Source organism: Streptomyces sp. NPDC008001, assembly GCF_042958085.1.
Lineage (GTDB): Bacteria > Actinomycetota > Actinomycetes > Streptomycetales > Streptomycetaceae > Streptomyces.
In genome coordinates, this window is record NZ_JBIBIZ010000005.1 from 275,243 (window position 1) to 296,539 (window position 21,297).

The window sequence follows — 21,297 nt, forward strand, 5'->3', positions numbered from 1 at the left end:
GGTCCCTGCGGGGGCCCGGGGGAGTACGGGGGAACGCCGTCCCGGCGTGGACCGAGGGGGATCGGGCCGCGCCGGGACGGGCGCGTACGGCAGATGCCGGCATCCGGCGCCGGATCGGCCGCGGAGCCCTGCGGGGCTAGCGGACGACCCCGCTCAGGCGGCCCTGCAGCAGGCGCGACAGCGCCGCGTGCACGTCCTCCACCGACCGCTCCGGCTGGAACGACTGCCAGTCCAGCGCGGCCGCCAGCACCATCCCGAACACCGCCGACGCCGTCAGCGGAACGTCCGTGTCCGCACCCAGCTCGCCCTCGGCGACCGCCTCCCGTAAGACGGACTCGATCACCTCCACCGCCTGCTGCCGCACCCGCGTCAGCGTCGGCCGCCAGGTCCGGTTCGTGCGCCACAGCTCGGCGACGTAGAGCTGGGCCAGCGCGGGGTGGCGGGCGACGAAGTCCAGCCCGGCGCGGATCATCGCGTCCAGGGCGTCGACGCGGCCGCCGCCCCGCTCGGCCGCCTCGTCGGCCGCGGCCCGCAGCGCCCGGGTCAGCAGCTCCATTCCGTGCCGCAGCAGCTCCTCGAACAGATCGGTCTTGCTCGCGAAGTTGTAATAGACGGTGCCCTTGGCCACCCCCGCCCGTTCCGCTATCTCGTCCACGGTGGTGGAGGAGAAGCCCTGTTCGGCGATGAGGGTCACCGCGGCGGCGAAGAGCTTCCGCCGGGTGTTCTGACGGCGCGTACTGCTGCTGTCCATGGAGTGATTCTCCCTGCCCGCGGGCGGGTGTCCGCGCCTGCGTCAACCTGGCGCCGCCGCAGGGCCCTTCGCGCGGGCCGGAACCGGCCGCCGCGCCATGCCGGAAGCGCGCCGTCCCGCCCGCGGCGGGGCCCATTAGGCTGGGGCGGACGTAGTCGTTGCCACCGCCGAGGAGCCATCCGCCGTGTCAGACCCGCTGCGCCCCCGGGCGTCCCTGCGTACCGCCGTGGTCTGGGAGGTCCTGCGCGACGCCCTGGACCGCCGGGTGAAGGCCGCCGCCCCGGCCGGCGGCGTGCTGGACGTGCTCGACACCGGCGGCGGCTCCGGCAAGTTCGCGGTGCCCCTGGCCGCCCTCGGCCACCGCGTCACCGTCGTCGACCCCAGCCCCAACGCCCTCTTCGCCCTGGAGCGCCGGGCCGCCGAGGCGGGCGTCGCCGAGCGGGTGCGCGGCGTCCAGGGCGACGCCACCGGCCTGTTCGACGTGGTGGAGCGCGGCGCCTACGACATGGTGCTCTGCCACGGCGTCCTGGAGTACGTGGACGACCCGGCGCAGGGCGTGCGCAACGTGACCGGGGCGCTGCGCCCCGCAGGCACCCTGAGCCTGCTCGCCGCGGGCCTGGGCGGGGCGGTCTTCGCCCGCGCCCTCGCCGGGCACTTCACCGAGGCCCGCCAGGTCCTCTCCGACCCCGCGGGCCACTGGGGCGCGGGCGACCCGGTGCCGCGCCGGTTCACCGCCGAGCAGCTCTCCGGGCTCGTCACGGCCGAGGGCCTGGAGGTCGCCTCCGTGCACGGCGTCCGGGTCTTCGCCGACCTGGTGCCCGGCGTGCTGCTCGACGCCGAGCCCGGCGCGCGGGAGGCGCTCGCCGAGCTGGAGGCCGCCGCGGCCGTGCTGCCCGCCTTCCACTCGGTGGCGACCCAACTGCACGTCCTGGCCGAGCGTGGCTGACTGCGCGCGGTAGGTCACAGGCCACCCGATCAGCCGGTTCGCCCCGTATGATCGGGGGACACCGTCCGGCATGGCGGATCGGCGAACCGGGAATGTACGTCCCGACACCACCGATCGCCACATGGTCACCGGTGGGCGGATTGGCGCAGAGGGGCGGGTTTCACGGGGGCGATTCCCTGCCTATCCTGAAAGGGTCGCACCCGGTCGCCCCCCGCGACCGACGAGTAGGAGGACTCCGTGCCGCTCTCGGAGCACGAGCAGCGCATGCTCGAGCAGATGGAGCGAGCGCTGTACGCCGAAGATCCCAAGTTCGCGACAGCGCTCGAGGGCAGCGGCCTGCGCACGTACACCCGGCGACGGGTCTACCAGGCGGTCGCCGGGTTTCTGGTGGGTATCGCGCTCTTGATGACCGGCGTCATGATTCAGGGGCAGTACTGGATCAGCGTGGTCGGCTTCCTGGTCATGCTGGGCTGTGCGGCCCTGGCCGTGACGGGCTGGCGCAAGGCGCCGCGCGCCGGTGCGCAGCGGGGGACGGGCCCGGTGGGGCAGCCGGGCGGCCGCGGCCAGATGCGCCCGCGCCGCAGCATGATGGACCGCATCGAGCAGCGCTGGCAGCGCCGCCGCGACGAGCAGGGCCACTGACAGCCCTCGCCCTTTCTCTTCTCTCTTCTTCTTCTCCACCTATGGCGTGGGGCCGGGAGCAAATCTCCTGACCCCGCGCCATATCCGTCTGCTGCGGGCGCCGTTCAGATGCGCCGGGCCGCGGTGCGCAGCACCCCGCCCGTGCGCCGCCACGCGGCTCCGAGCCGGCCGTCCCGGATCCGCCGCGCCGCTGCCGACCGGCGCCGCGAGAAGCCCCACAGCAGCCGGGCGGACGAGCGCGGCAGCAGGACGGCGCGCAGCCGGGCACCCCGGCCGGCGGCGGCACGCAGCCCTTCCCGTACGCGCACGACGTCGTCCGCGAGACCGGGCACCGGCCGGGGCCGCGGTGCGTACAGCACCTGCTCGACCGCGGCGGCCACGCGGAGCGCGGACTCGGCGGCGGCTCCCTGGAGCGCGCCGGCGGTGACGACGCGCGCGGCGGCGCCGCGCGGGCTGCGGGAGTCGTCGGGCGGGATGCCGTAGTCCCAGGCGCAGTCCGTCAGTTCGCGCCAGGCCGCCAGGGTGCGCTCCGCGGTCACGGCGTCGGGGAGGGCGACGGTCTCCGCCCCGCCGCCCGCTGCCGGCGGACGGGCGGATTCCGCGTGGCGGCCGGGGCCGCCGAGCCGGCGGGCACGCACCCGCCGGCGCCACAGCATGGGCAGCAGGGGCAGCCCCAGGGCGGTCAGCGCCGCCACGGCGACGCCCGCGACCGTGCCCGCCGAGGGGCCCCAGGAGTCCGTGCCGCCGCCCTCGGTGGCCCGGGCGGGGGACTGGCACTCGCCGAGCCTCTTCTGCGCGGGCGGGCAGGCGTCCGGGTCCTTCGGCGCCTGCGGGACCGCGGCCGACCGCTCCGGCAGCGGGGCCGGACCGGCGCCGGGCCCGGCGTCCGGCGAGGGCTCGGCGACCGTGTAGTCGGGGGTCGTGCCGCGGCTGGGCGTCGGCTCGAAGCGCGTCCAGCCGGCGCCCTCGAAGTACAGCTCGGGCCAGGCGTGGGCGTCCTTGGAGCCGACCGACACCGAGCCGTCCGCCATGGGGGTGCCCGGCATGAAGCCGACCGCCACGCGGGCGGGGATGCCCAGCGTCCGGGCCATCGCCGCCATCGAGAAGGAGAAGTGGATGCAGAAGCCCCGCTTGGCGGCCAGGAACCGGGCGACCGCGTCGGCTCCGGTGCCCGACGCGACCTGCGTGTCGTACTGGAAGCCCCCGCCGACCGCGAACCAGTCCTGCAGCATGACCGCCTGCTGGTAGGCGTTGGCCGCGCCCGCCGTCACCTTCCGGGCCGTCTGCGCCACCACCGGCGGCAGCGACGGCGGCACCCGGGTGTAGGCGCGCAGGATCTCCCCGGGGGGCGCGGGGGCGCCGGCGAGCTGTGCGGCCGTGGGCTCGACCTGAAGGCTGGAGACCTGGTAGCGGATGCCCCGGGTGGTCTGGCCGCGGTCGCCCGCGAGGATCCGCCCCTCCGGCTCGTAGCGCCAGCGGCCTTCGGTGCGGACCTCCTCGGCGGGGTAGGGCAGCGGCAGGTAGTTCTGGGCGTAGCCGTCGGTGGCCGTGACGGAGGTGTCGATCCGCGTCGTGCGGACGCCGGCGGCGAGGCCCGCCGGAGCGGGCAGGGCCTCCGGGAGCGGGGTGAGGGGGCGCTCGGTGGTCTGCCACGCCGCGCCGTCGAAGCGGTCGAGGGCGACGATGCGCAAGTACAGGTCGCGGGTGTTCTCCGCGGAGGAGCGCAGGCGCAGCAGCTCGCGGTTCTCCGGCTGGTTGAGGCTGTCCTGGAGGGCCACGAGCGGCTTGACGGAGGTGACGCCGCCGCGGCCGGCGCCCTGGGCGTCGCCCCGGCCGGCGGGCTGGAAGAGGCCGCTCTGCATCGTGGGCAGCACGGCCGGCCCCGCCAGCGCGATGCCGAGGGCCAGCGCGCCGATCCGCCGGCCCGTACGGACCCGGGCGAGGCGCCCGCCGCCCGCCGTCGCGGGCCCGGGGGCCGGAGGGGCCGTCCGGCCGCCGCTGAAGACGCGGCCCCACTGGTCGAACCTGTCCCGCCCCTCGGCCAGGAGAAGCAGCAGATAACCGCTCGCCGCCGCCAGGAACCACAGCCAGCCGAAGCCGCCGCCCTGGCCGAGCCCGGCGGCCACCGAGTACAGCGCGAGGAGGGGCAGCCCGGCGGGCGCGGCGCTGCGGTACGTCACCGCCACGGCGTCCACCGCGAGGCCTACGGCCAGCACGCCGCCGACGAGCAGCAGCCGGATGCCGGCCGTCGCCGGGGCGGGGATGGCGTACCGGCCGACGTCCTCGGTGCCCTCCTGCAGCAGCTGCCCGAATTCGTGGAAGGCCTCCGGGCCCGGCAGCAGCCCGGCGACCGCCTGCCGGCCCGCGAAGGCCACGGTGAGCAGCAGCAGCCCGGTCAGCGCCTGGACGGCCACCGTCACCGGCCGGGCCAGCGGCACCCGGCGGGCGAGGGCGCCGGCCGTGCTCTGGAGGGTGAGCAGGAAGGCGGCCTGCAGTATCCAGGTGCTCTTGTCGACCAGCGGCAGCATCGCGCAGGAAGCGGCGAGCGCGGCCACCGCGGCGCTCACCGTCAGGCGGGCCCGCCCCGTCACGGCCGGCCTCCTGCCGCGCCCGCCCCGGACGGGCCGGAGAAGGCCGCGGGCGCGGCGGGGTCCGGCCCGCCGGCCAGCCGCCACAGCTCGGGCAGCGAGGCCCCGGGGCCGGCCGGCAGCGCCGTCCAGCCCGCGGCGCGCAGCACCTGCAGGCGCTGCTCGGCCGTGCTCCGGGCCCCGGGGGCCGGATCGCCCCGCCAGGCGGCCGGGTCGAGGACGAAGGCGACGGCGGCGCCGCCCCGCCCGCGCATCCGGGCGGCCAGGCCCGCCTGCTGCTCGTCCAGGCCGCCGAGGAACGCCACGAGCAGCTCCTCGCCGCCGCGCAGGGCGCCCAGGGCGGAGGAGAGGCACGTGCCCTCCGAGTGCTCCACGGCCGCGAGGGCCTCCAGCATCAGGCCCGCCGCCTCCGCCGGGGCGTGCAGGGAAGCGGCGCAGCCGCCCGGGGCGTCGGGGCCGGGGACCACGCTGCCGGTGTCGGTGAGGAGCCGCACGGAGAAGCCCTGCTCCAGCAGGTGCAGCGCGGCGGAGGCGGCCCCCGAGACCGCCCACTCGAACGACGAGTCCGGCCCGGCGCCCTCGTAGGCGGTGCTGCGGGTGTCCAGCAGCACGGTGCAGCGGGCCCGGCGCGGCTGCTCCTCGCGGCGCACCATGAGCTCGCCGTGGCGGGCGGTGGAGCGCCAGTGGACCCGGCGCAGGTCGTCGCCGTGGCGGTAGCCGCGGGGGATGACGTCGTCCTCGCCGGCCAGGGCGGGGGAGCGGCGCAGGCCGTCGCCGTGGCCCGGGCTCGCGCCGCCCGGGCGCCCGGGCGGCAGCGGCTCGGTGTGCGGCACGACCGTCAGCGTGTCGTACGCGCTGAAGCCGCGGGTCAGCTCGCACATGCCGAAGGGGTCCGTCAGCCGCAGCTGCAGCGGGCCCAGGGGATAGCGGCCGCGCAGGTCGGAGCGGACGCGGTAGGACACCTCGCGCCGGCCGCCCGCCTCGATCCGGTCCAGCACGAAGCGGGGGCGCGGGCCCAGGACGTAGGGCACCCGGTCCTGGAGCATCAGCAGGCCGGTGGGCAGCCGGGAGACGTTGTCGATCCGCAGCTGGACGCGGGCCTCCGCCGTGGCGGGGATCCGCGGGGGCGTGAGCCGGCGGCTGCCCGTGACGCGGTGGCGGGTGCGGTGCAGCACGACCACGCACAGCAGGGGCAGCACGGCCAGTAACAGCCCGACGCGCAGCAGGTCGGCCTGCCCGAGCACGTAGGAGCACGCGGCGGCCGCGACGCCGGCCGCCAGGAAGGAGCGCCCGCGGGTGGTCAGCCCGCCCAGCGCCGCCCACAGGCCGCTGCCGCCCCCGGCCCGCCGGGCCGGAGCCGGGTCCGTGCCGTCCCCCGGGGCCGTCACAGCCGCCGCGCCTGCCGCCACGCCTGCGCCGACGGGTCCGGCACGGGGGTGCGCTGGAGGATGTCGAGGACGGCCTGCTCGGCGCTGCGCCGGCCCAGCTGGGCCTGGGCCGTGGGCAGCAGCCGGTGGGCGAGGACGGCCGGCGCCAGCGCCTGGACGTCGTCCGGCAGGACGAACTCGCGGCCCGCGAGGGCGGCCGCCGCCTTGGCGGCCCGCACCAGGTGCAGCGTCGCCCGCGGGGAGGCGCCGAGCCGGAGGTCCGGGTGGTGGCGGGTGGCGTTGACGAGGTCCACCGCGTAGCGCAGGACGGCGTCGGCCACGTGGACCGTACGGACCGCCTCGACGAGCTTGACGATGTCGTGGGCGTGGGCGACCGGCTGCAGGTCGTCCAGCGGGGAGAGCCGGCCGGAGCTGCCGTGCGCGTCCAGCATGCGCAGCTCGGCCTCGGGGCTCGGATAGCCCATGGAGACCCGCGCCATGAAGCGGTCGCGCTGGGCCTCGGGCAGCGGGTACGTGCCCTCCATCTCGACGGGGTTCTGCGTGGCGACCACCATGAAGGGGCTCGGCAGCTCGTAGGTGTGCCCGTCGACGGTGACCTGCCGCTCCTCCATGGACTCCAGCAGCGCCGACTGGGTCTTGGGGGAGGCGCGGTTGATCTCGTCGCCGATGACGATCTGGGCGAAGACCGCGCCCGGCTTGAACTCGAAGTCGCGCCGCTGCTGGTCGAAGACGCTCACGCCCGTGATGTCCGAGGGGAGGAGGTCGGGCGTGAACTGGATGCGGCGCACCGAGCAGTCGATCGAGCGGGCGAGGGCCTTGGCGAGCATCGTCTTGCCCACGCCCGGCACGTCCTCGATCAGCAGGTGCCCCTCGGCCAGCAGCACGGTCAGGGAGAGCCGTACGACCTCCGGCTTGCCCTCGATCACGCCCTCCACCGCCCGGCGGATCCGCTCCGCGGTGACGGTCAGGTCTCCCCCCACGCCCGACTCGGCTCGCGTGGGGGGACCCCCAGGGCCCGATCGCTCGTCATAGGTCGTCACCCGGCCCTCCTCGGCCCGTTCTGCGGGCCGCCGGTCCGTGGGGCACGGACCGGGACCCGCCCCGGAATACGGACACCGCGCCCCGCTCGTCACACGGGCGGTGTCCTCTCCGCATTCTGGCCGTCCGCGCGGCGCCGCGTCACCGCCTGTGGACAATCAGTGCTGCGGGTCGACCTCGCGCAGCAGGCCCGTCGTCACGTCGAAGATGAATCCCCGGACGTCGTCGGTGTGGGGCAGGAACGGCGAGGTCCGGACGCGCTGCATGGACTGCCGGACATCCTGCTCCAGGTCCTTGAACGCCTCCACTGCCCACGCCGGGCGCTGCCCGACCTCGGCCTCGATCTCGTGCCGGAAGTCCTCGGTCAGGGTGAGCAGACCGCAGCCGGTGTGGTGGATGAGGACGACGGAGCGGGTGCCGAGCGCCCGCTGGCTGATGGTGAGCGAGCGGATGATGTCGTCGGTGACGACGCCGCCGGCGTTGCGGATGGTGTGGCAGTCGCCGAGCTGGAGGCCCAGTGCCGCGTGCAGGTCGAGCCTGGCGTCCATGCAGGCGACGACGGCGACCTTGAGGACCGGGCGTGCGTCCATGCCCGGGTCGGAGAAACGGGAGGCGTACTCTGCGTTGGCCTGAACCAGACGGTCCGTGACGGTCGGCTGGCGGGCACTCTCGGAGCTCTGGGGCGCCGGCTGGGACGCGGATATCGACATATGAACGAAGGTAGTCGGCGACGAGGCCGGAGGCCTGTTACCGGGACCATAAAATCCTGTTCACGAGCTTCTCTGTGAGGTAAGCCACACGAGTGGCGGCCCTTCTGCCGTCCGGGTGAACGGAGCTTTTCCCACCGGATCCAGCCGGATCCGGCCAACCTCCCCCCGCCGTCGGGCGTCCCGGTCCGCCCGCGCCGCGCCCGCCCCGGGACGCGCTGGCCGGTTGGTTGACCGGGGGGACGAGTGGACTAAAGTGGCGCGAAGTGGGAGGCCTGATGCTCCCCCTGGACACCGAAAACCCGCACGTGCGCGACGCGGACGCATCCCTCGGCCTCCTCCCGCTCCCCGGTCGCCCGGCGCCCCTTCCCCGGTGCCGGGCAGGCCGCTTCCCCTTGGAGCGGGCGGGGACCCGGGGATGCGGATGCCGCAACCGCGCGCGCCCCGGGCACCCCGAACTCAGAAGGGCGCATGAGCAGCAACGCGCGACACGTCCCCGTCATGCTCCAGCGCTGCCTGGACATGCTCGCTCCCGCTCTCACCGAGCCCGGCGCCGTCGTCGTCGACTGCACCCTGGGCGCCGGCGGGCACAGCGAGGCGCTGCTCAAGACCTTCCCCGAGGCCCGGCTCGTCGCCCTCGACCGCGACCCCACCGCCCTGGAGCTGGCCGGCGAGCGGCTCAAGCCGTACGGCGGCCGCGCCACGCTCGTCCGGGCCGTCTACCACGAGCTGCCCGAGGTGCTGGAGCGGCTCGGCATCCCCAAGGTCCAGGGCGTCCTCTTCGACCTCGGCGTCTCCTCCATGCAGCTGGACGAGGCCGACCGCGGCTTCGCCTACGCGCAGGACGCCCCCCTGGACATGCGCATGGACCAGACGGCCGGCATCAGCGCGGCCGAGGTCCTCAACACGTACGCCCCCGGCGACCTGGTGCGCATCCTGCGCGCCTACGGCGAGGAGAAGCAGGCCCGCAGGATCGTCGAGGCCGTCGTCCGCGAGCGCGCCAAGGAGCCCTTCACCAACAGCGCCCGGCTCGTGGACGTCATCCGCGAGGCCCTGCCCCAGGCCGCCAAGCGGCACGGCGGCAACCCCGCCAAGCGCACCTTCCAGGCCCTGCGCATCGAGGTCAACGCCGAGCTGGCCAGCGTCGAGGCGGCCATCCCCGCCGCCGTCGCCGCGCTCGCCGTCGGCGGCCGCATCGCCGTGCTGTCCTACCAGTCCCTGGAGGACCGCATCGTCAAGCAGGTGTTCGCCGCCGGTGCCGCCACCACCGCCCCGCCCGGCCTGCCCGTCGTCCCCGAGCGCTACCAGCCCCGCCTGAAGCTGCTCACCCGCGGCGCCGAACTCCCCACCGAGGAAGAGGTCGCCGAGAACCGGCGGGCCGCCCCCGCGCGGCTGCGCGGCGCCGAGCGCATCCGCGAGGACATCCCGTGACCCCGGCCGCCCGCCGGGGCACCCGGCTGGGCCGCCTGGTGGGCGGGGCCGCCAGGACCAAGCGCACGCCCTTCGTCCTCCTGGTCGTCGTGCTGCTCGGCTCCGGCCTGATCTCGCTCCTCCTGCTCAACTCCGCCCTCAACCAGGGCTCCTTCGAACTCTCCCGCCTCCAGCGCAAGACCACCGAGCTCACCGACGAGCAGCAGGCCCTCCAGCAGGAGGTCGACCAGCTCGCCGCCCCCGACGCCCTGGAGCGCCGCGCCCGCGAGCTCGGCATGGTCCCCGGCGGCAACCCCGCCTTCCTCGGCCCCGACGGCACCGTCCGCGGCGAGCCGTCCCCGGCGGGCGACGGCACCGTGGCCTACCGCGCGCCCGCCCCGGCCGCGCCCGCACCCGCGCCCCGGCCCGCCCTGCTGCCCGCCCCCGCCCCGCACCCGGCGCTCGTGCCCCCGCCCGTGCCGCCGCCCGCCCCCGTACCGCCGCCGGCCCCCGCGCCGGCCCTCGTGCCCGCTCCCACGGCAGTGCCGACCACCCCGACCTCCGGCAGGTGACGCTGTGCCGCAGAACCCCGGGGGCCGGCCCCCCAGGCAGCCCGGGCCGGCCCGCCGCCGCGTCCCCGAACCGGCCCGCCCCCCGGCCCGCCCCGCCCGCCCGAAGGCCGGCGGCGACCGGCCCCTGAGGCTCGGCAACCCCCGGCCGCGGCTGCGCATGGTCGGCTTCGGCCTCACCCTCGTCCTGCTCGTCTTCACCGTCCGGCTGCTGCAGGTGCAGGCCTTCGACGCGAGCGCCTACGCGGCCCGCGCCAACGTCAACCGGTACATCCCGGTCACCCTGGCCGCCGAGCGCGGCACCATCACCGACCGCTCCGGGGTGGACCTCGCCACCACCGTCGACGCCTACGACATCACCGCCGCGCCCGACCTGCTCACCCCCGAGCGCATCAAGACCGAGGGCGCGGCCCGCCGGGCGGCGGCCCTCCTCGCGCCCGTCCTCGGCGAACGCCCCTCCGTCCTGGAGCAGAAACTCACCGCCAACCCCAAGTCCAAGTACGTCGTGCTCGCCCGCCGGCAGCCCCCCAGGGTCTGGAACCAGATCAAGGAGCTCAAGAAGGCGGCCGCCGCCCGGGCCCAGCGCAAGGAGGGCCCCGACGTCCTCGCCGGGGTCAACAGGGAACCGCACAGCAAGCGCGTCTACCCCAACGGCGGCCTCGCGGCCGGGATACTGGGCTTCGTGAACGCGGAGGGCCGCGGGGGCGGCGGCATCGAGGCCCAGTTCGACCGGGTCCTGGCCGGGCGGGACGGCAAGCTCGTCTACGCCCAGTCCGGCGGCCGCCAGGTGCCCACCGGCGACGTCAAGGAACAGCCCGCCGTGCCCGGCTCCGACATCGAGCTGACCATCGACCGGGACATCCAGTGGGCCGCCCAGAACGCCATCGCCCGGCAGGTCCAGGAGTCCGCGGCCGACCGCGGCTACGTCGTCGTCCAGGACAACCGCACCGGCGAGATCCTCGCCATGGCCAACGCCCCCGGCTACGACCCCAACGACCTCGCCCACGCCGACGGCGACGCCCTCGGCAACGCCGCCCTGCAGGACGCCTACGAGCCCGGCAGCGTCAGCAAGGTGATGACCATGGCCGCCGTCCTGGAGGAGGGCGCCGCCACGCCGATGACGCACGTCGAGGTGCCGAACCGGCTGCCGCGCGCCGACCGCTCCTTCGCCGACGACGTCGACCACCCCACCTGGCACCTGACGCTCAACGGCGTGCTCGCCAAGTCCAGCAACATCGGCACCATCCTCGCCGCCGAACAGCTCGGCAAGGACCAGGGCCGGGCCAACGAGGTCCTCTACTCGTACCTGCGGAAGTTCGGCGTCGGCGAGCCCACCGGCCTGGGCTTCCCGGGCGAGACGCCCGGCATCCTCGCCCAGCCGGCCAAGTGGGAGGGCTCCCGGCAGTACACCATCCCCTTCGGCCAGGGCCTGTCCCTCAACGCCGTCCAGGCCGCCTCCGTCTACTCCACGATCGCCAACGGCGGCGAGCGCGTCCGCCCCACCCTCGTCCGCGGCACCAAGGGCCCCGACGGCCGCTTCACCCCCGCGCCCGTGCCCGAGCGCACCCGGGTGATCAGCGACCGCACCGCCCGGGAGCTCGCCACGATGCTGGAGTCCGTCGTCGACGACCGCGAGGGCACCGGCACCAAGGCCAAGATCCCCGGCTACCGCGTCGCCGGGAAGACCGGCACCTCCAACCGGGTGGACCCGGGCACCGGCCGCTACCACGGCTACACCGCCTCCTTCGCCGGTTTCGCCCCCGCCGACCAGCCGCGCGTGACCGTCTACTGCGCCATCCAGAACCCCACCAAGGGCAGTTACTTCGGCGGCCAGATCTGCGGACCCGTCTACAAGCAGGTGATGGAGTTCGCCCTGAAGACCCTGCAGGTACCCCCCTCCGGCACCCAGCCGCCCCGGCTGCCGGTGAGCTACGACGACGAGTGAGCCGGGGGCCGGCCGTGACGACCATCACTCCCGACCCCGGGAACCGCGGCCCGGGGCGCCCCTCGCTTCGCGACGGAGCGGGTGCGCCCGGTACGCTCACCGCCGTGCCACACGCTGATCAGTCCCACGCCAGCCCCCAGGGCGCCCCCGCCGCGCCGACGGGTGCGCCCCGCCCCACCCGCGTCCGCCCCGCCCCCCTCGCGGAGCTGGCCGGTCAGCTGGGCATCCCCGCGCCGCAGGGCCCCGGGGCCGCCGCCACCGGCATCACCCACGACTCGCGCGCCGTGCGGCCGGGCGACGTCTACGCCGCCCTGCCCGGCGCCCGCTTCCACGGGGCCGACTTCGCCGCCCAGGCCGCGGGCCTCGGCGCCGTCGCCGTGCTGACCGACGCCGCGGGCGCGGAGCGCGCCGCCGCCACGGGCCTGCCCGTGCTGACCGTGGCCGACCCGCGCGCCGTCATGGGCGAGCTGGCCGCCACGATCTACGGCCGGCCGGGTGAGGAACTGCTCCAGATCGGCATCACGGGCACCTCCGGCAAGACAACCACCGCCTACCTCATCGAGGGCGGCCTGCGGGCGGCCGGCGCGAAGACGGGCCTGATCGGCACCGTCGAGTCCCGGATCGGCGACGAGCGGCTCAAGTCCGAGCGCACCACCCCCGAGGCCACCGACCTGCAGGCGCTCTTCGCCGTCATGCGCGAGCGCGGCGTCGGCTCCGTCGCCATGGAGGTCTCCAGCCACGCCCTGCGGCTCGGCCGCGTCGACGGCTGCGTCTTCGACGTCGCGGTCTTCAACAACCTCAGCCCGGAGCACATGGAGTTCCACTCGGGCATGGAGGACTACTTCCAGGCCAAGGCGGAGCTCTTCACCAAGGCCCGCAGCCGCGCCGGCGTCGTCAACCTCGACGACGAGTACGGCCGCCGGCTCGCCGCCGGCGAGTCCGAGGTGCCCGTCACCACGTTCTCCGCCGAGGGCCACCCCGACGCCGACTGGCGCGCGGACGGCGTCGAGATCGGCCCGTTCGACTCCGTCTTCACGATCCTCGGCCCGCACGGCGAGCGGATCCGCGCCAAGGCGCCCCTCGCCGGCCCGTTCAACGTCGCCAACGCCCTCGCGGCCGTCGTCGCCCTGGTGGCCGCCGGGATCGACCCGCAGACCGCCGCCGACGGCGTCGCCGCGGTCCCCGGCGTGCCCGGCCGCCTGGAGCGCGTCGACGCCGGCCAGCCCTACCTCGCCGTGGTCGACTACGCCCACAAGACGGACGCCGTCGAATCGGTTCTCCGCGCGCTGCGCAAGGTCTGCGAGGGCCGCATCCACGCCGTCCTCGGCTGCGGCGGCGACCGCGACACCACCAAGCGCGCCCCGATGGGCGCGGCCCTCGCCCGTCTCGCCGACACCGCGGTGCTGACCTCCGACAACCCCCGCTCCGAGGACCCGCTCGCGATCCTCGCCACCATGCTCCAGGGCGCCGCAGAGGTGCCCGTCCACGAGCGCGGCACCGTCCTCCTGCTGGAGGAGCGGGCCGACGCCATCGCCGCCGCCGTCGCCCGGGCCGAGGCCTCCGACATCGTCCTCGTCCTCGGCAAGGGCCACGAACAGGGCCAGGACATCAACGGCGTCGTCCGCCCCTTCGACGACCGCCAGGTGCTGCGCGAGGCCATCGAAGCCGCGCAACAGCGCTCGTTGACCACGCACCGGAACGACCAGGGATGACAGACCGCCATGCGCGCACAACCCTCCCCCCGGAAGCTCTCCCGAACGGCCGGAGGTAAATCTCAGTGATCGCTCTGTCCCTCGCCGAGATCGCCGCCATCGTCGGCGGGCAGCAGCACGACATACCGGACCCGGACGCCCGGGTCACCGGTCCCGTCGTCATCGACTCCCGGGCCGTCGAGCCCGGCAGCCTCTTCGCCGCCTTCGCGGGAGAGCAGGTCGACGGCCACGACTACGCCGAGCGCGCCGTCGAGGCGGGCGCGACGGCCGTGCTGGCCGCCCGCCCCGTCGGCGTCCCCGCGATCGTGGTCGCCGACGTCGAGCGGGCGCTCGGCGCCCTGGCCCGCGCCGTCGTCGAACGGCTGGGCACCACCGTCGTCGGCATCACCGGCTCCGCCGGCAAGACCAGCACCAAGGACCTGATCGCCCAGCTGCTGCAGCGCCTGGGCGCCACCGTCTGGCCGCCCGGCTCGCTCAACAACGAGATCGGCCTGCCGCTCACCGCGCTGCGCGCCACCGAGGAGACCCGGCACCTGGTCCTGGAGATGGGCGCCCGCGGCATCGGCCACATCCGCTACCTGGCGGAGCTCACCCCGCCGCGCATCGGCGTCGTCCTCAACGTCGGCACCGCCCACGTCGGCGAGTTCGGCGGCCGCGAGCAGATCGCCGTGGCCAAGGGCGAGCTCGTCGAGGCGCTGCCCGCGGCCGAGGCCGGCGGCGTCGCCGTGCTCAACGCCGACGACCCGCTCGTACGCGCCATGACCAGCCGCACGAAGGCCCGCACCCTGTTCTTCGGCGAGGCTCCCGAGGCCGACGTACGCGCCGAAAACGTCCGCCTCACCGCCACCGGGCAGCCCGCCTTCACGCTTCACACACCCACCGGGTGCGGCGACGTGACCATGCAGCTGTACGGTGAGCACCACGTGTCGAACGCGCTCGCCGCGGCCGCCGTCGCCCATGAGCTGGGCATGCCCGCAGAGGAGATCGCCTCCGCGCTCTCCGGGGCGGGCCAGCTCTCCCGCTGGCGCATGGAGGTCACCGAGCGTGCGGACGGCGTGACGATCGTCAACGACGCCTACAACGCGAACCCCGAATCCATGCGAGCCGCGCTGCGCGCGCTGGCCGCCATGGGCGCCGCCGCGGCGGCGAAGGGGGCGCGCACGTGGGCGGTGCTCGGTCGGATGGCCGAGCTCGGCGAGGAGTCGCTCGCCGAACACGACGCGGTCGGGCGGCTCGCCGTCCGGCTCAATGTCGGCAAGCTCGTCGCAGTCGGGGGCAGGGAAGCGGCCTGGTTGCAGATGGGCGCCTATAACGAGGGTTCGTGGGGTGAGGAGTCGGTGCACGTGTCCGACGCGCAGGCGGCGGTCGACCTGTTGCGCAGCGAGTTGCGCCCGGGTGACGTCGTGCTGGTGAAGGCGTCCCGGTCGGTGGGGCTGGAGTGGGTGGCCGAGCAGCTGCTCGCCGTCGACGGCGAGGTCGCCGGCTGATGAACCAGATCCTCTTCGCGGGCGTCATCGGTCTCTTCCTGACCCTCATCGGCACCCCGCTGCTGATCAAGTTCCTCGCCCGCAAGGGCTACGGCCAGTTCATCCGCGACGACGGCCCGCGCGGCCACGCCGGGAAGAAGGGCACGCCCACCATGGGTGGCATCGCCTTCATCCTGGCCACCCTGATCGCCTACGCCCTGACCAAGGTCATCACCAGCCACGAGCCGACCTTCTCGGGCCTGCTGGTGCTCTTCCTGACGGCCGGCATGGGCCTCGTCGGCTTCCTCGACGACTACATCAAGATCGTCAAGCAGCGGAGCCTGGGCCTGCGGGCCAAGGCGAAGATGGCCGGCCAGCTGATCGTCGGCATCGCCTTCGCCGTGCTCGCGCTGCAGTTCGCGGACACCCGCGGCCAGACCCCGGCCTCCACCCGGCTCTCCTTCACCCAGGACTTCGGCTGGTCCGTCGGCCCGGTCATCTTCGTGGTGTGGGCGCTGTTCATGATCCTCGCGATGTCGAACGGCGTGAACCTCACCGACGGTCTCGACGGCCTCGCCACCGGCGCGTCCGTGATGGTCTTCGGCGCGTACGTCTTCATCGGCACCTGGCAGCACGGCCAGTCCTGCGGCAACCCGCTGACCGCCGGCGCCGCCTGTTACGAAGTGCGCGACCCGCTCGACCTGGCCGTCGTCGCCTCGGCCCTGATGGGCTCCTGCTTCGGCTTCCTGTGGTGGAACACCTCGCCCGCCAAGATCTTCATGGGTGACACCGGCTCGCTCGCCCTCGGCGGTGCCCTCGCGGGCCTCGCCATCTGCTCGCGCACCGAGCTGCTGCTGGCCCTCCTCGGCGGCCTCTTCGTCCTGATCACCATGTCCGTGGTGATCCAGGTCGGCTCGTTCCGGATGACCGGGAAGCGCGTCTTCCGGATGGCCCCGCTCCAGCACCACTTCGAGCTCAAGGGGTGGAGCGAGGTCCTCGTGGTGGTCCGGTTCTGGATCATCCAGGGTCTGTGCGTGGCCATCGGCCTCGGAATCTTCTACGCGGGATGGCTGGCCATCAAGTGACACCCCTCTCCGGTTCCTCCGCCCCCTCCGCCTGGAGCGGCAAGAACATCACCGTCGCCGGCCTCGGCGTGAGCGGCATCAGCGCCGCCCGCGCCCTGGCCGGCCTCGGCGCCCGCGTGACGGTCGTCGACGGCGGCGACGGCCCGCGGCTGCGGGAGCGCGCGGCCGCCCTGGAGGAGGCGGGCATCGCGGTCCGCCTCGGAGACGCGGAGACCCTGCCCGAGGGCACGGAGCTCGTCGTCACCTCCCCGGGCTGGAAGCCGTCGAGCCCGCTGTTCGCGGCCGCCGCCGCGGCCGGCGTGGACGTCGTGGGCGACGTCGAGATCGCCTGGCGCCTGCGCGAGGAGGGCGGCCGGAAGCCGGCCGCCTGGCTCGCCGTCACCGGCACCAACGGCAAGACCACCACCGTCCAGATGCTGGCCTCGATCCTGAAGGCCGCGGGCCTGCGCACCCGGGCCGTCGGCAACATCGGCACGCCGATCGTCGACGTGGTCCTGGGCGAGGAGGAGTACGACGTCCTCGCCGTCGAGCTCTCCAGCTACCAGCTGCACTGGGCGCCGTCCGTCCGCGCCCACTCCGCGGCCGTCCTCAACCTCGCCCCCGACCACCTCGACTGGCACGGCTCCATGAAGGCCTACGCCGCCGACAAGGGCCGGATCTACGAGGGCAACCGGGTCGCCTGCGTCTACAACGCCGCCGACCCCGCCACCGAGCACCTGGTCCGCCAGGCCGACGTCGAGGAGGGCTGCCGCGCCATCGGCTTCACCCTCGGCGCCCCCGGCCCGTCCATGCTCGGCGTCGTCGAGGGCATCCTCGTGGACCGCGCCTTCGTCGAGGACCGGCGGACGACCGCGCAGGAGCTCGCCGAGGTCTCCGACGTGAAGCCCGCGGCCCCGCACAACGTCGCCAACGCCCTCGCGGCAGCGGCCCTGGCCCGCGCCTTCGGCGTCGAGCCCGCGGCCGTCCGGGAGGGCCTGCGCGCCTTCCGCCCGGACGCCCACCGCATCGCCCACGTCGCGGACGTCGCCGGCGTCGCGTACGTGGACGACTCCAAGGCCACCAACACCCACGCCGCCGAGGCGTCCCTGGCGGCCTACGAGTCGATCGTGTGGATCGCCGGCGGCCTCGCCAAGGGCGCCACGTTCGACAGCCTCGTCACCACGGCCGCGAAGCGGCTGCGCGGCGTGGTCCTCATCGGTGCCGACCGCGCCCTGATCGCGGAAGCGCTGGCGCGACACGCCCCGGATGTCCCGGTCGTCGACCTCGACCGGACCGACACTGGGGCGATGGCCGCGGCGGTGCGGGAAGCCGCGCGGCTCGCCGGGCCGGGGGACACCGTGCTGATGGCCCCGGCCTGCGCCTCGATGGACATGTTCACCGACTACAACGAGCGCGGCGAGGCCTTCGCCGAGGCGGTCCGGGACCTGGCCGGCCAGGAGCCCGGCAGCGCCACGGACGCGTAGCCGCACGTCCCCCCACGGCGGGCTCCGGTTGACCAGAATGGACCGACCGGACCGGAGCGGCCGGACCCGGCGGCGTGCGACCGGGCGCCGCCGGAGACAGCGAAGGGGACATCCGGATGCACGCGGACGACACCCTGGGGCCGTCCGGCCCCTGGACGGCCCTGCGCGGCCCCGTCGCGCGCTCCGGGCCCGCCGGGACGGCCCGCCCGCGCCCCGCAGGGGCCCGTGGAGGCGGTGCGGGGCGCGGCGGGCCCCGGCGGCCCGGTCCGCCCCGCGGCAGCCTGCTGGGGGGCCTCAGGCAGCTCCACCGGCGCGCCAAGCGGGCCTGGGACCGCCCGCTGACCGCCTATTACCTGGTGATGGGCGGCTCCCTGCTGATCATCGTGCTCGGCCTGGTCATGGTCTACTCGGCCTCGCAGATCAAGGCCCTGCAGAACGGCCTGCCGCCCACCTACTTCTTCCGCAAGCAGCTGCTGGCGGCCGCGATCGGCAGCGCGATGCTGCTGCTGGCCGCCCGCATGCCCGTACGGCTGCTGCGGGTCTTCGCCTACCCGGCGCTGGCCGGATCGCTCTTCCTGCTCTGCCTGGTGCAGGTGCCCGGCATCGGCCAGACCATCAACGGCAACACCAACTGGATCTCCCTCGGCGGCCCGTTCCAGCTCCAGCCGAGCGAGTTCGCCAAGCTCGCGCTGGTGCTGTGGGGCGCCGACCTGCTGGCCCGTAAACAGTCCAAGAAGCTGCTCACCCAGTGGAAGCACCTGCTGGTGCCGCTGGTGCCGGTCACCTTCGTGCTGCTCGGCCTGATCATGCTGGGCGGCGACATGGGGACCACCGTGGTGCTCACCACGGTGCTGCTGGGGCTGCTGTGGGTGGCCGGGGCGCCCACCCGGCTGTTCGCCGGGGTCTTCGGCGTCACCGCCGTGCTGGCCGTGCTGTTCATCAAGACCAGCGCCAACCGGATGTCCCGGCTGGCCTGCATCGGGGCCACCGAGCCCGGCGACCACGACCAGTGCTGGCAGGCCGTGCACGGAATCTACGCGCTGGCCAACGGCGGCTGGTTCGGGGCCGGACTCGGAGCGAGTGTGGAGAAATGGGGCGAACTCCCCGAACCCCACACCGACTTCATCTTCGCCATCACCGGCGAGGAGCTGGGCCTGGCGGGGACGCTGTCGGTGCTCGCCCTCTTCGCGGCTCTAGGCTATGCGGGTATCCGCGTGGCCGGACGCACGGAGGACCCCTTCGTGAGGTACGCCGCGGGAGGTGTGACCACCTGGATCACGGCCCAGGCCGTGGTCAACATCGGTGCGGTGCTCGGCCTGCTGCCGATCGCCGGTGTCCCCCTGCCGCTGTTCTCCTACGGAGGGTCCGCCCTGCTGCCGACCATGTTCGCCATCGGACTGCTGATCGCCTTCGCGCGCGACGAACCCGGTGCGCGGGCGGCGCTGGCCATGCGGCAGCCTGGGGTGAGATGGAAGACGATGAGACGGCGCGTCAAGAAGCGACCGTCCGGAGAGCGGTGAATTTCGGTGCATGTCGTACTCGCCGGTGGGGGGACCGCCGGCCACATCGAGCCCGCGCTCGCCCTCGCGGACGCCCTGCGCAGGCAGGACCCGACCGTGGGGATCACGGCGCTCGGCACGGAGCGGGGCCTGGAGACCCGCCTCGTGCCCGAGCGGGGCTATGAGCTCGGTCTCATCCCCGCCGTACCGCTGCCCCGCAAGCCCACGCCCGAGCTGATCACCGTCCCCGGGCGGCTGCGCGGCACGATCAAGGCGGCCGAGCAGATCCTGGAGCGCACCAAGGCGGACTGCGTGGTCGGCTTCGGCGGCTACGTGGCGCTGCCCGGCTACCTGGCCGCCAAGCGGCTCGGGGTGCCGATCATCGTGCACGAGGCCAACGCCCGGCCCGGCCTCGCCAACAAGATCGGCTCGCGCTACGCCGCCGGGGTCGCGGTGTCGACCCCGGACAGCAAGCTGCGCAACGCCCGCTACGTGGGCATCCCGCTGCGCCGCACCATCGCCACGCTGGACCGCGGCGCCGTGCGCCCGGAGGCGCGGGCCTACTTCGGCCTGGACCAGAGCCTGCCCACGCTGCTGGTCTCCGGCGGCTCCCAGGGCGCCCGCCGGCTGAACGAGGTCATCCAGGCGGCCGTCCCGTTCCTGCAGCGCTCCGGCATTCAGGTGCTGCACGCGGTCGGTCCGAAGAACGACCTGCCGCACGTGGACAACATGCCCGGAATGCCGCCCTACATCCCGGTACCGTACGTGGACCGGATGGACCTCGCGTACGCCGCGGCCGACATGATGCTCTGCCGCGCGGGCGCGATGACCGTCGCCGAGCTGTCCGCCGTCGGGCTGCCCGCCGCCTACGTCCCGCTGCCCATCGGCAACGGCGAACAGCGGCTGAACGCCCAGCCGGTGGTCAAGGCCGGCGGCGGACTGCTGGTGGACGACGCCGAGCTGACGCCCGAATGGGTGCAGCACCACGTGCTCCCGGTGCTCGCCGACCCGCACCGGCTGTACGAGATGTCCCGCGCCGCCTCCGAGTTCGGCCGCCGGGACGCCGACGACCTGCTCGTCGGCATGGTGTACGAGGCGATCGCCGCCAAGAGAGCGGGCTGAGGCCCGGAGCAGGAGGCTGGACAGTGGCCGGACCGACGACCGCCCGGCGCGGTGGCGCGAAGAGCAAGAAGTCGGTGCGGCCCGGATCCGGCGGCAGGGCGGCGCCCTCCCGTCCGGCCGGGAAGCCGGCCGGGAGACCGCCGGGGGGCGGCCCGCGCCGCTCCGGCCTCCGCTCCGGCCTGCCGCGCGGCCGCCGGCTGGTCCTCTGGGCCGTGGCCGCCGTGCTGGCCGCCGGCGCCGCCGCCTGGGCGCTCTACGGGTCCGGCTGGCTGCGCGCCACCCGTGTGGAGGTCTCCGGCACGCGGGTGCTGACGCCCGGTGAGGTGCGGGCGGCCGCCGACGTGAAGCTCGGCGGTCCGCTGGTCTCCGTGGACACCGGCGCCATCGAGGAGCGGCTGCGCGCCGCCCTGCCGCGGATCGAATCGGTCGTCGCCGAGCGTTCCTGGCCGCACACGGTCGGGCTGAAAGTGGTCGAACGGCAGCCGAAAGCGATCGTCGAGGACACGGGGGGCTCCGCGAAGGGCGGCAGGTTCACCGAAATCGACGGTTCGGGCGTGCGGTTCGCCACAGTCGATCATGCTCCCCCGGGCGTTCCCCGGCTGACCGTGGAGCCCTCGGCGACCGCCCGGGCCAGCCTGCGCCGGTTCGGTCCGGGGCGTCTGGAGCGCGAGGGCGTGCGGGTCGCGGAGGCCCTGCCCGCCGCCGTCCGGGCGGACACCCGCGTGATCCACGTACGCTCGTACGACTCCATCACCCTGGAGCTGACGGACGGTCGGACGGTGGTCTGGGGCAGCGGCGAGCGGGGCGAGGCGAAGGCCCGCGCGCTGACCGCCCTGCTGAAGGCCGCGCGGGAGGCCGATCACTTCGATGTGAGCGCTCCCAGTGCTCCCGCGGCATCGGGGAGTTGACGGGCGGGGGTGCCGCCCACCACCCTGGCTGGCTACGGCTATGGGTGATCACATAGGG

General features: G+C 74.8%; 17 protein-coding genes. 12 read left to right on the plus strand and 5 right to left on the minus strand.

What is annotated here, in order from left to right:
• Positions 1-136: 136 nt before the first annotated feature.
• Positions 137-751, minus strand: coding sequence for a TetR/AcrR family transcriptional regulator (locus ACFZCD_RS15360; protein ID WP_391830845.1), 615 nt, complete (start codon positions 749-751; stop codon positions 137-139).
• A gap of 184 nt (positions 752-935) precedes the next feature.
• On the opposite strand from ACFZCD_RS15360, the gene ACFZCD_RS15365 reads away from it, so the two are divergent.
• Together ACFZCD_RS15365 and ACFZCD_RS15370 are read left to right on the plus strand one after the other, a co-directional pair.
• On the plus strand, positions 936-1,697 hold the full coding sequence (locus ACFZCD_RS15365; RefSeq protein ID WP_391830847.1) for a methyltransferase: 762 nt from the start codon (positions 936-938) through the stop codon (positions 1,695-1,697).
• A 237-nt stretch (positions 1,698-1,934) separates the two neighbouring features.
• Positions 1,935-2,339, plus strand: coding sequence for a DUF3040 domain-containing protein (locus ACFZCD_RS15370; RefSeq protein ID WP_391830849.1), 405 nt, complete (start codon positions 1,935-1,937; stop codon positions 2,337-2,339).
• A gap of 104 nt (positions 2,340-2,443) precedes the next feature.
• Here ACFZCD_RS15370 and ACFZCD_RS15375 read toward each other — a convergent pair whose 3' ends face one another.
• The 4 genes from ACFZCD_RS15375 to ACFZCD_RS15390 form a co-directional block, all read right to left on the minus strand.
• Positions 2,444-4,930 carry a transglutaminaseTgpA domain-containing protein gene (locus ACFZCD_RS15375; RefSeq protein WP_391830851.1) on the minus strand — a complete coding sequence of 829 codons (2,487 nt, stop codon included), beginning with the start codon at positions 4,928-4,930 and terminating at the stop codon, positions 2,444-2,446.
• The gene (locus tag ACFZCD_RS15380; protein ID WP_391830853.1) at positions 4,927-6,315 is read right to left on the minus strand and encodes a DUF58 domain-containing protein; all 1,389 of its coding nucleotides are present in this window, start codon (positions 6,313-6,315) and stop codon (positions 4,927-4,929) included. The genes ACFZCD_RS15375 and ACFZCD_RS15380 overlap by 4 nt, the downstream gene beginning before the upstream one ends.
• Positions 6,312-7,355 (minus strand): AAA family ATPase, encoded by a 1,044-nt coding sequence (locus tag ACFZCD_RS15385; protein WP_391830855.1) that lies wholly within the window; start codon positions 7,353-7,355, stop codon positions 6,312-6,314. The genes ACFZCD_RS15380 and ACFZCD_RS15385 overlap by 4 nt, the downstream gene beginning before the upstream one ends.
• A gap of 156 nt (positions 7,356-7,511) precedes the next feature.
• On the minus strand, positions 7,512-8,063 hold the full coding sequence (locus tag ACFZCD_RS15390) for a beta-class carbonic anhydrase (RefSeq protein WP_391830857.1): 552 nt from the start codon (positions 8,061-8,063) through the stop codon (positions 7,512-7,514).
• A 468-nt stretch (positions 8,064-8,531) separates the two neighbouring features.
• Here ACFZCD_RS15390 and rsmH point away from each other — a divergent pair, with 468 nt between their 5' ends.
• The 10 genes from rsmH (at position 8,532) to ACFZCD_RS15440 (ending at position 21,239) form a co-directional block, all read left to right on the plus strand.
• Positions 8,532-9,491: a 16S rRNA (cytosine(1402)-N(4))-methyltransferase RsmH gene (gene rsmH, locus ACFZCD_RS15395; protein ID WP_391830859.1), complete on the plus strand. Its 960-nt coding sequence runs from the start codon at positions 8,532-8,534 to the stop codon at positions 9,489-9,491.
• Entirely contained in the window at positions 9,488-10,042 is a 555-nt protein-coding gene (locus ACFZCD_RS15400) for a septum formation initiator family protein (RefSeq protein ID WP_391830861.1), read from the plus strand. Before rsmH ends, ACFZCD_RS15400 begins: the two co-directional genes overlap by 4 nt.
• 4 nt (positions 10,043-10,046) lie before the next feature.
• Complete coding sequence (locus tag ACFZCD_RS15405) at positions 10,047-11,984, plus strand: peptidoglycan D,D-transpeptidase FtsI family protein (protein ID WP_391830863.1); 1,938 nt, start codon at positions 10,047-10,049, stop codon at positions 11,982-11,984.
• A 14-nt stretch (positions 11,985-11,998) separates the two neighbouring features.
• A complete protein-coding gene (locus tag ACFZCD_RS15410) occupies positions 11,999-13,696 on the plus strand; it encodes a UDP-N-acetylmuramoyl-L-alanyl-D-glutamate--2,6-diaminopimelate ligase (protein ID WP_391830865.1) in 1,698 nt (565 codons plus the stop codon).
• 65 nt (positions 13,697-13,761) lie between these two features.
• A complete protein-coding gene (gene murF, locus ACFZCD_RS15415; RefSeq protein ID WP_391830867.1) occupies positions 13,762-15,183 on the plus strand; it encodes a UDP-N-acetylmuramoyl-tripeptide--D-alanyl-D-alanine ligase in 1,422 nt (473 codons plus the stop codon).
• Positions 15,183-16,247, plus strand: a complete 1,065-nt coding sequence (mraY, locus tag ACFZCD_RS15420; RefSeq protein ID WP_391830869.1) for a phospho-N-acetylmuramoyl-pentapeptide-transferase — start codon at positions 15,183-15,185, stop codon at positions 16,245-16,247. Before murF ends, mraY begins: the two co-directional genes overlap by 1 nt.
• Positions 16,229-17,710, plus strand: coding sequence for a UDP-N-acetylmuramoyl-L-alanine--D-glutamate ligase (gene murD / locus ACFZCD_RS15425; RefSeq protein WP_391830871.1), 1,482 nt, complete (start codon positions 16,229-16,231; stop codon positions 17,708-17,710). The genes mraY and murD overlap by 19 nt, the downstream gene beginning before the upstream one ends.
• 116 nt (positions 17,711-17,826) lie before the next feature.
• Positions 17,827-19,230: a putative lipid II flippase FtsW gene (gene ftsW / locus ACFZCD_RS15430; protein WP_391830873.1), complete on the plus strand. Its 1,404-nt coding sequence runs from the start codon at positions 17,827-17,829 to the stop codon at positions 19,228-19,230.
• A gap of 6 nt (positions 19,231-19,236) precedes the next feature.
• Positions 19,237-20,331 carry an undecaprenyldiphospho-muramoylpentapeptide beta-N-acetylglucosaminyltransferase gene (murG, locus tag ACFZCD_RS15435; protein WP_391830875.1) on the plus strand — a complete coding sequence of 365 codons (1,095 nt, stop codon included), beginning with the start codon at positions 19,237-19,239 and terminating at the stop codon, positions 20,329-20,331.
• Between the two features lie 23 nt (positions 20,332-20,354).
• On the plus strand, positions 20,355-21,239 hold the full coding sequence (locus ACFZCD_RS15440; RefSeq protein WP_391830877.1) for a cell division protein FtsQ/DivIB: 885 nt from the start codon (positions 20,355-20,357) through the stop codon (positions 21,237-21,239).
• Positions 21,240-21,297: the final 58 nt, after the last annotated feature.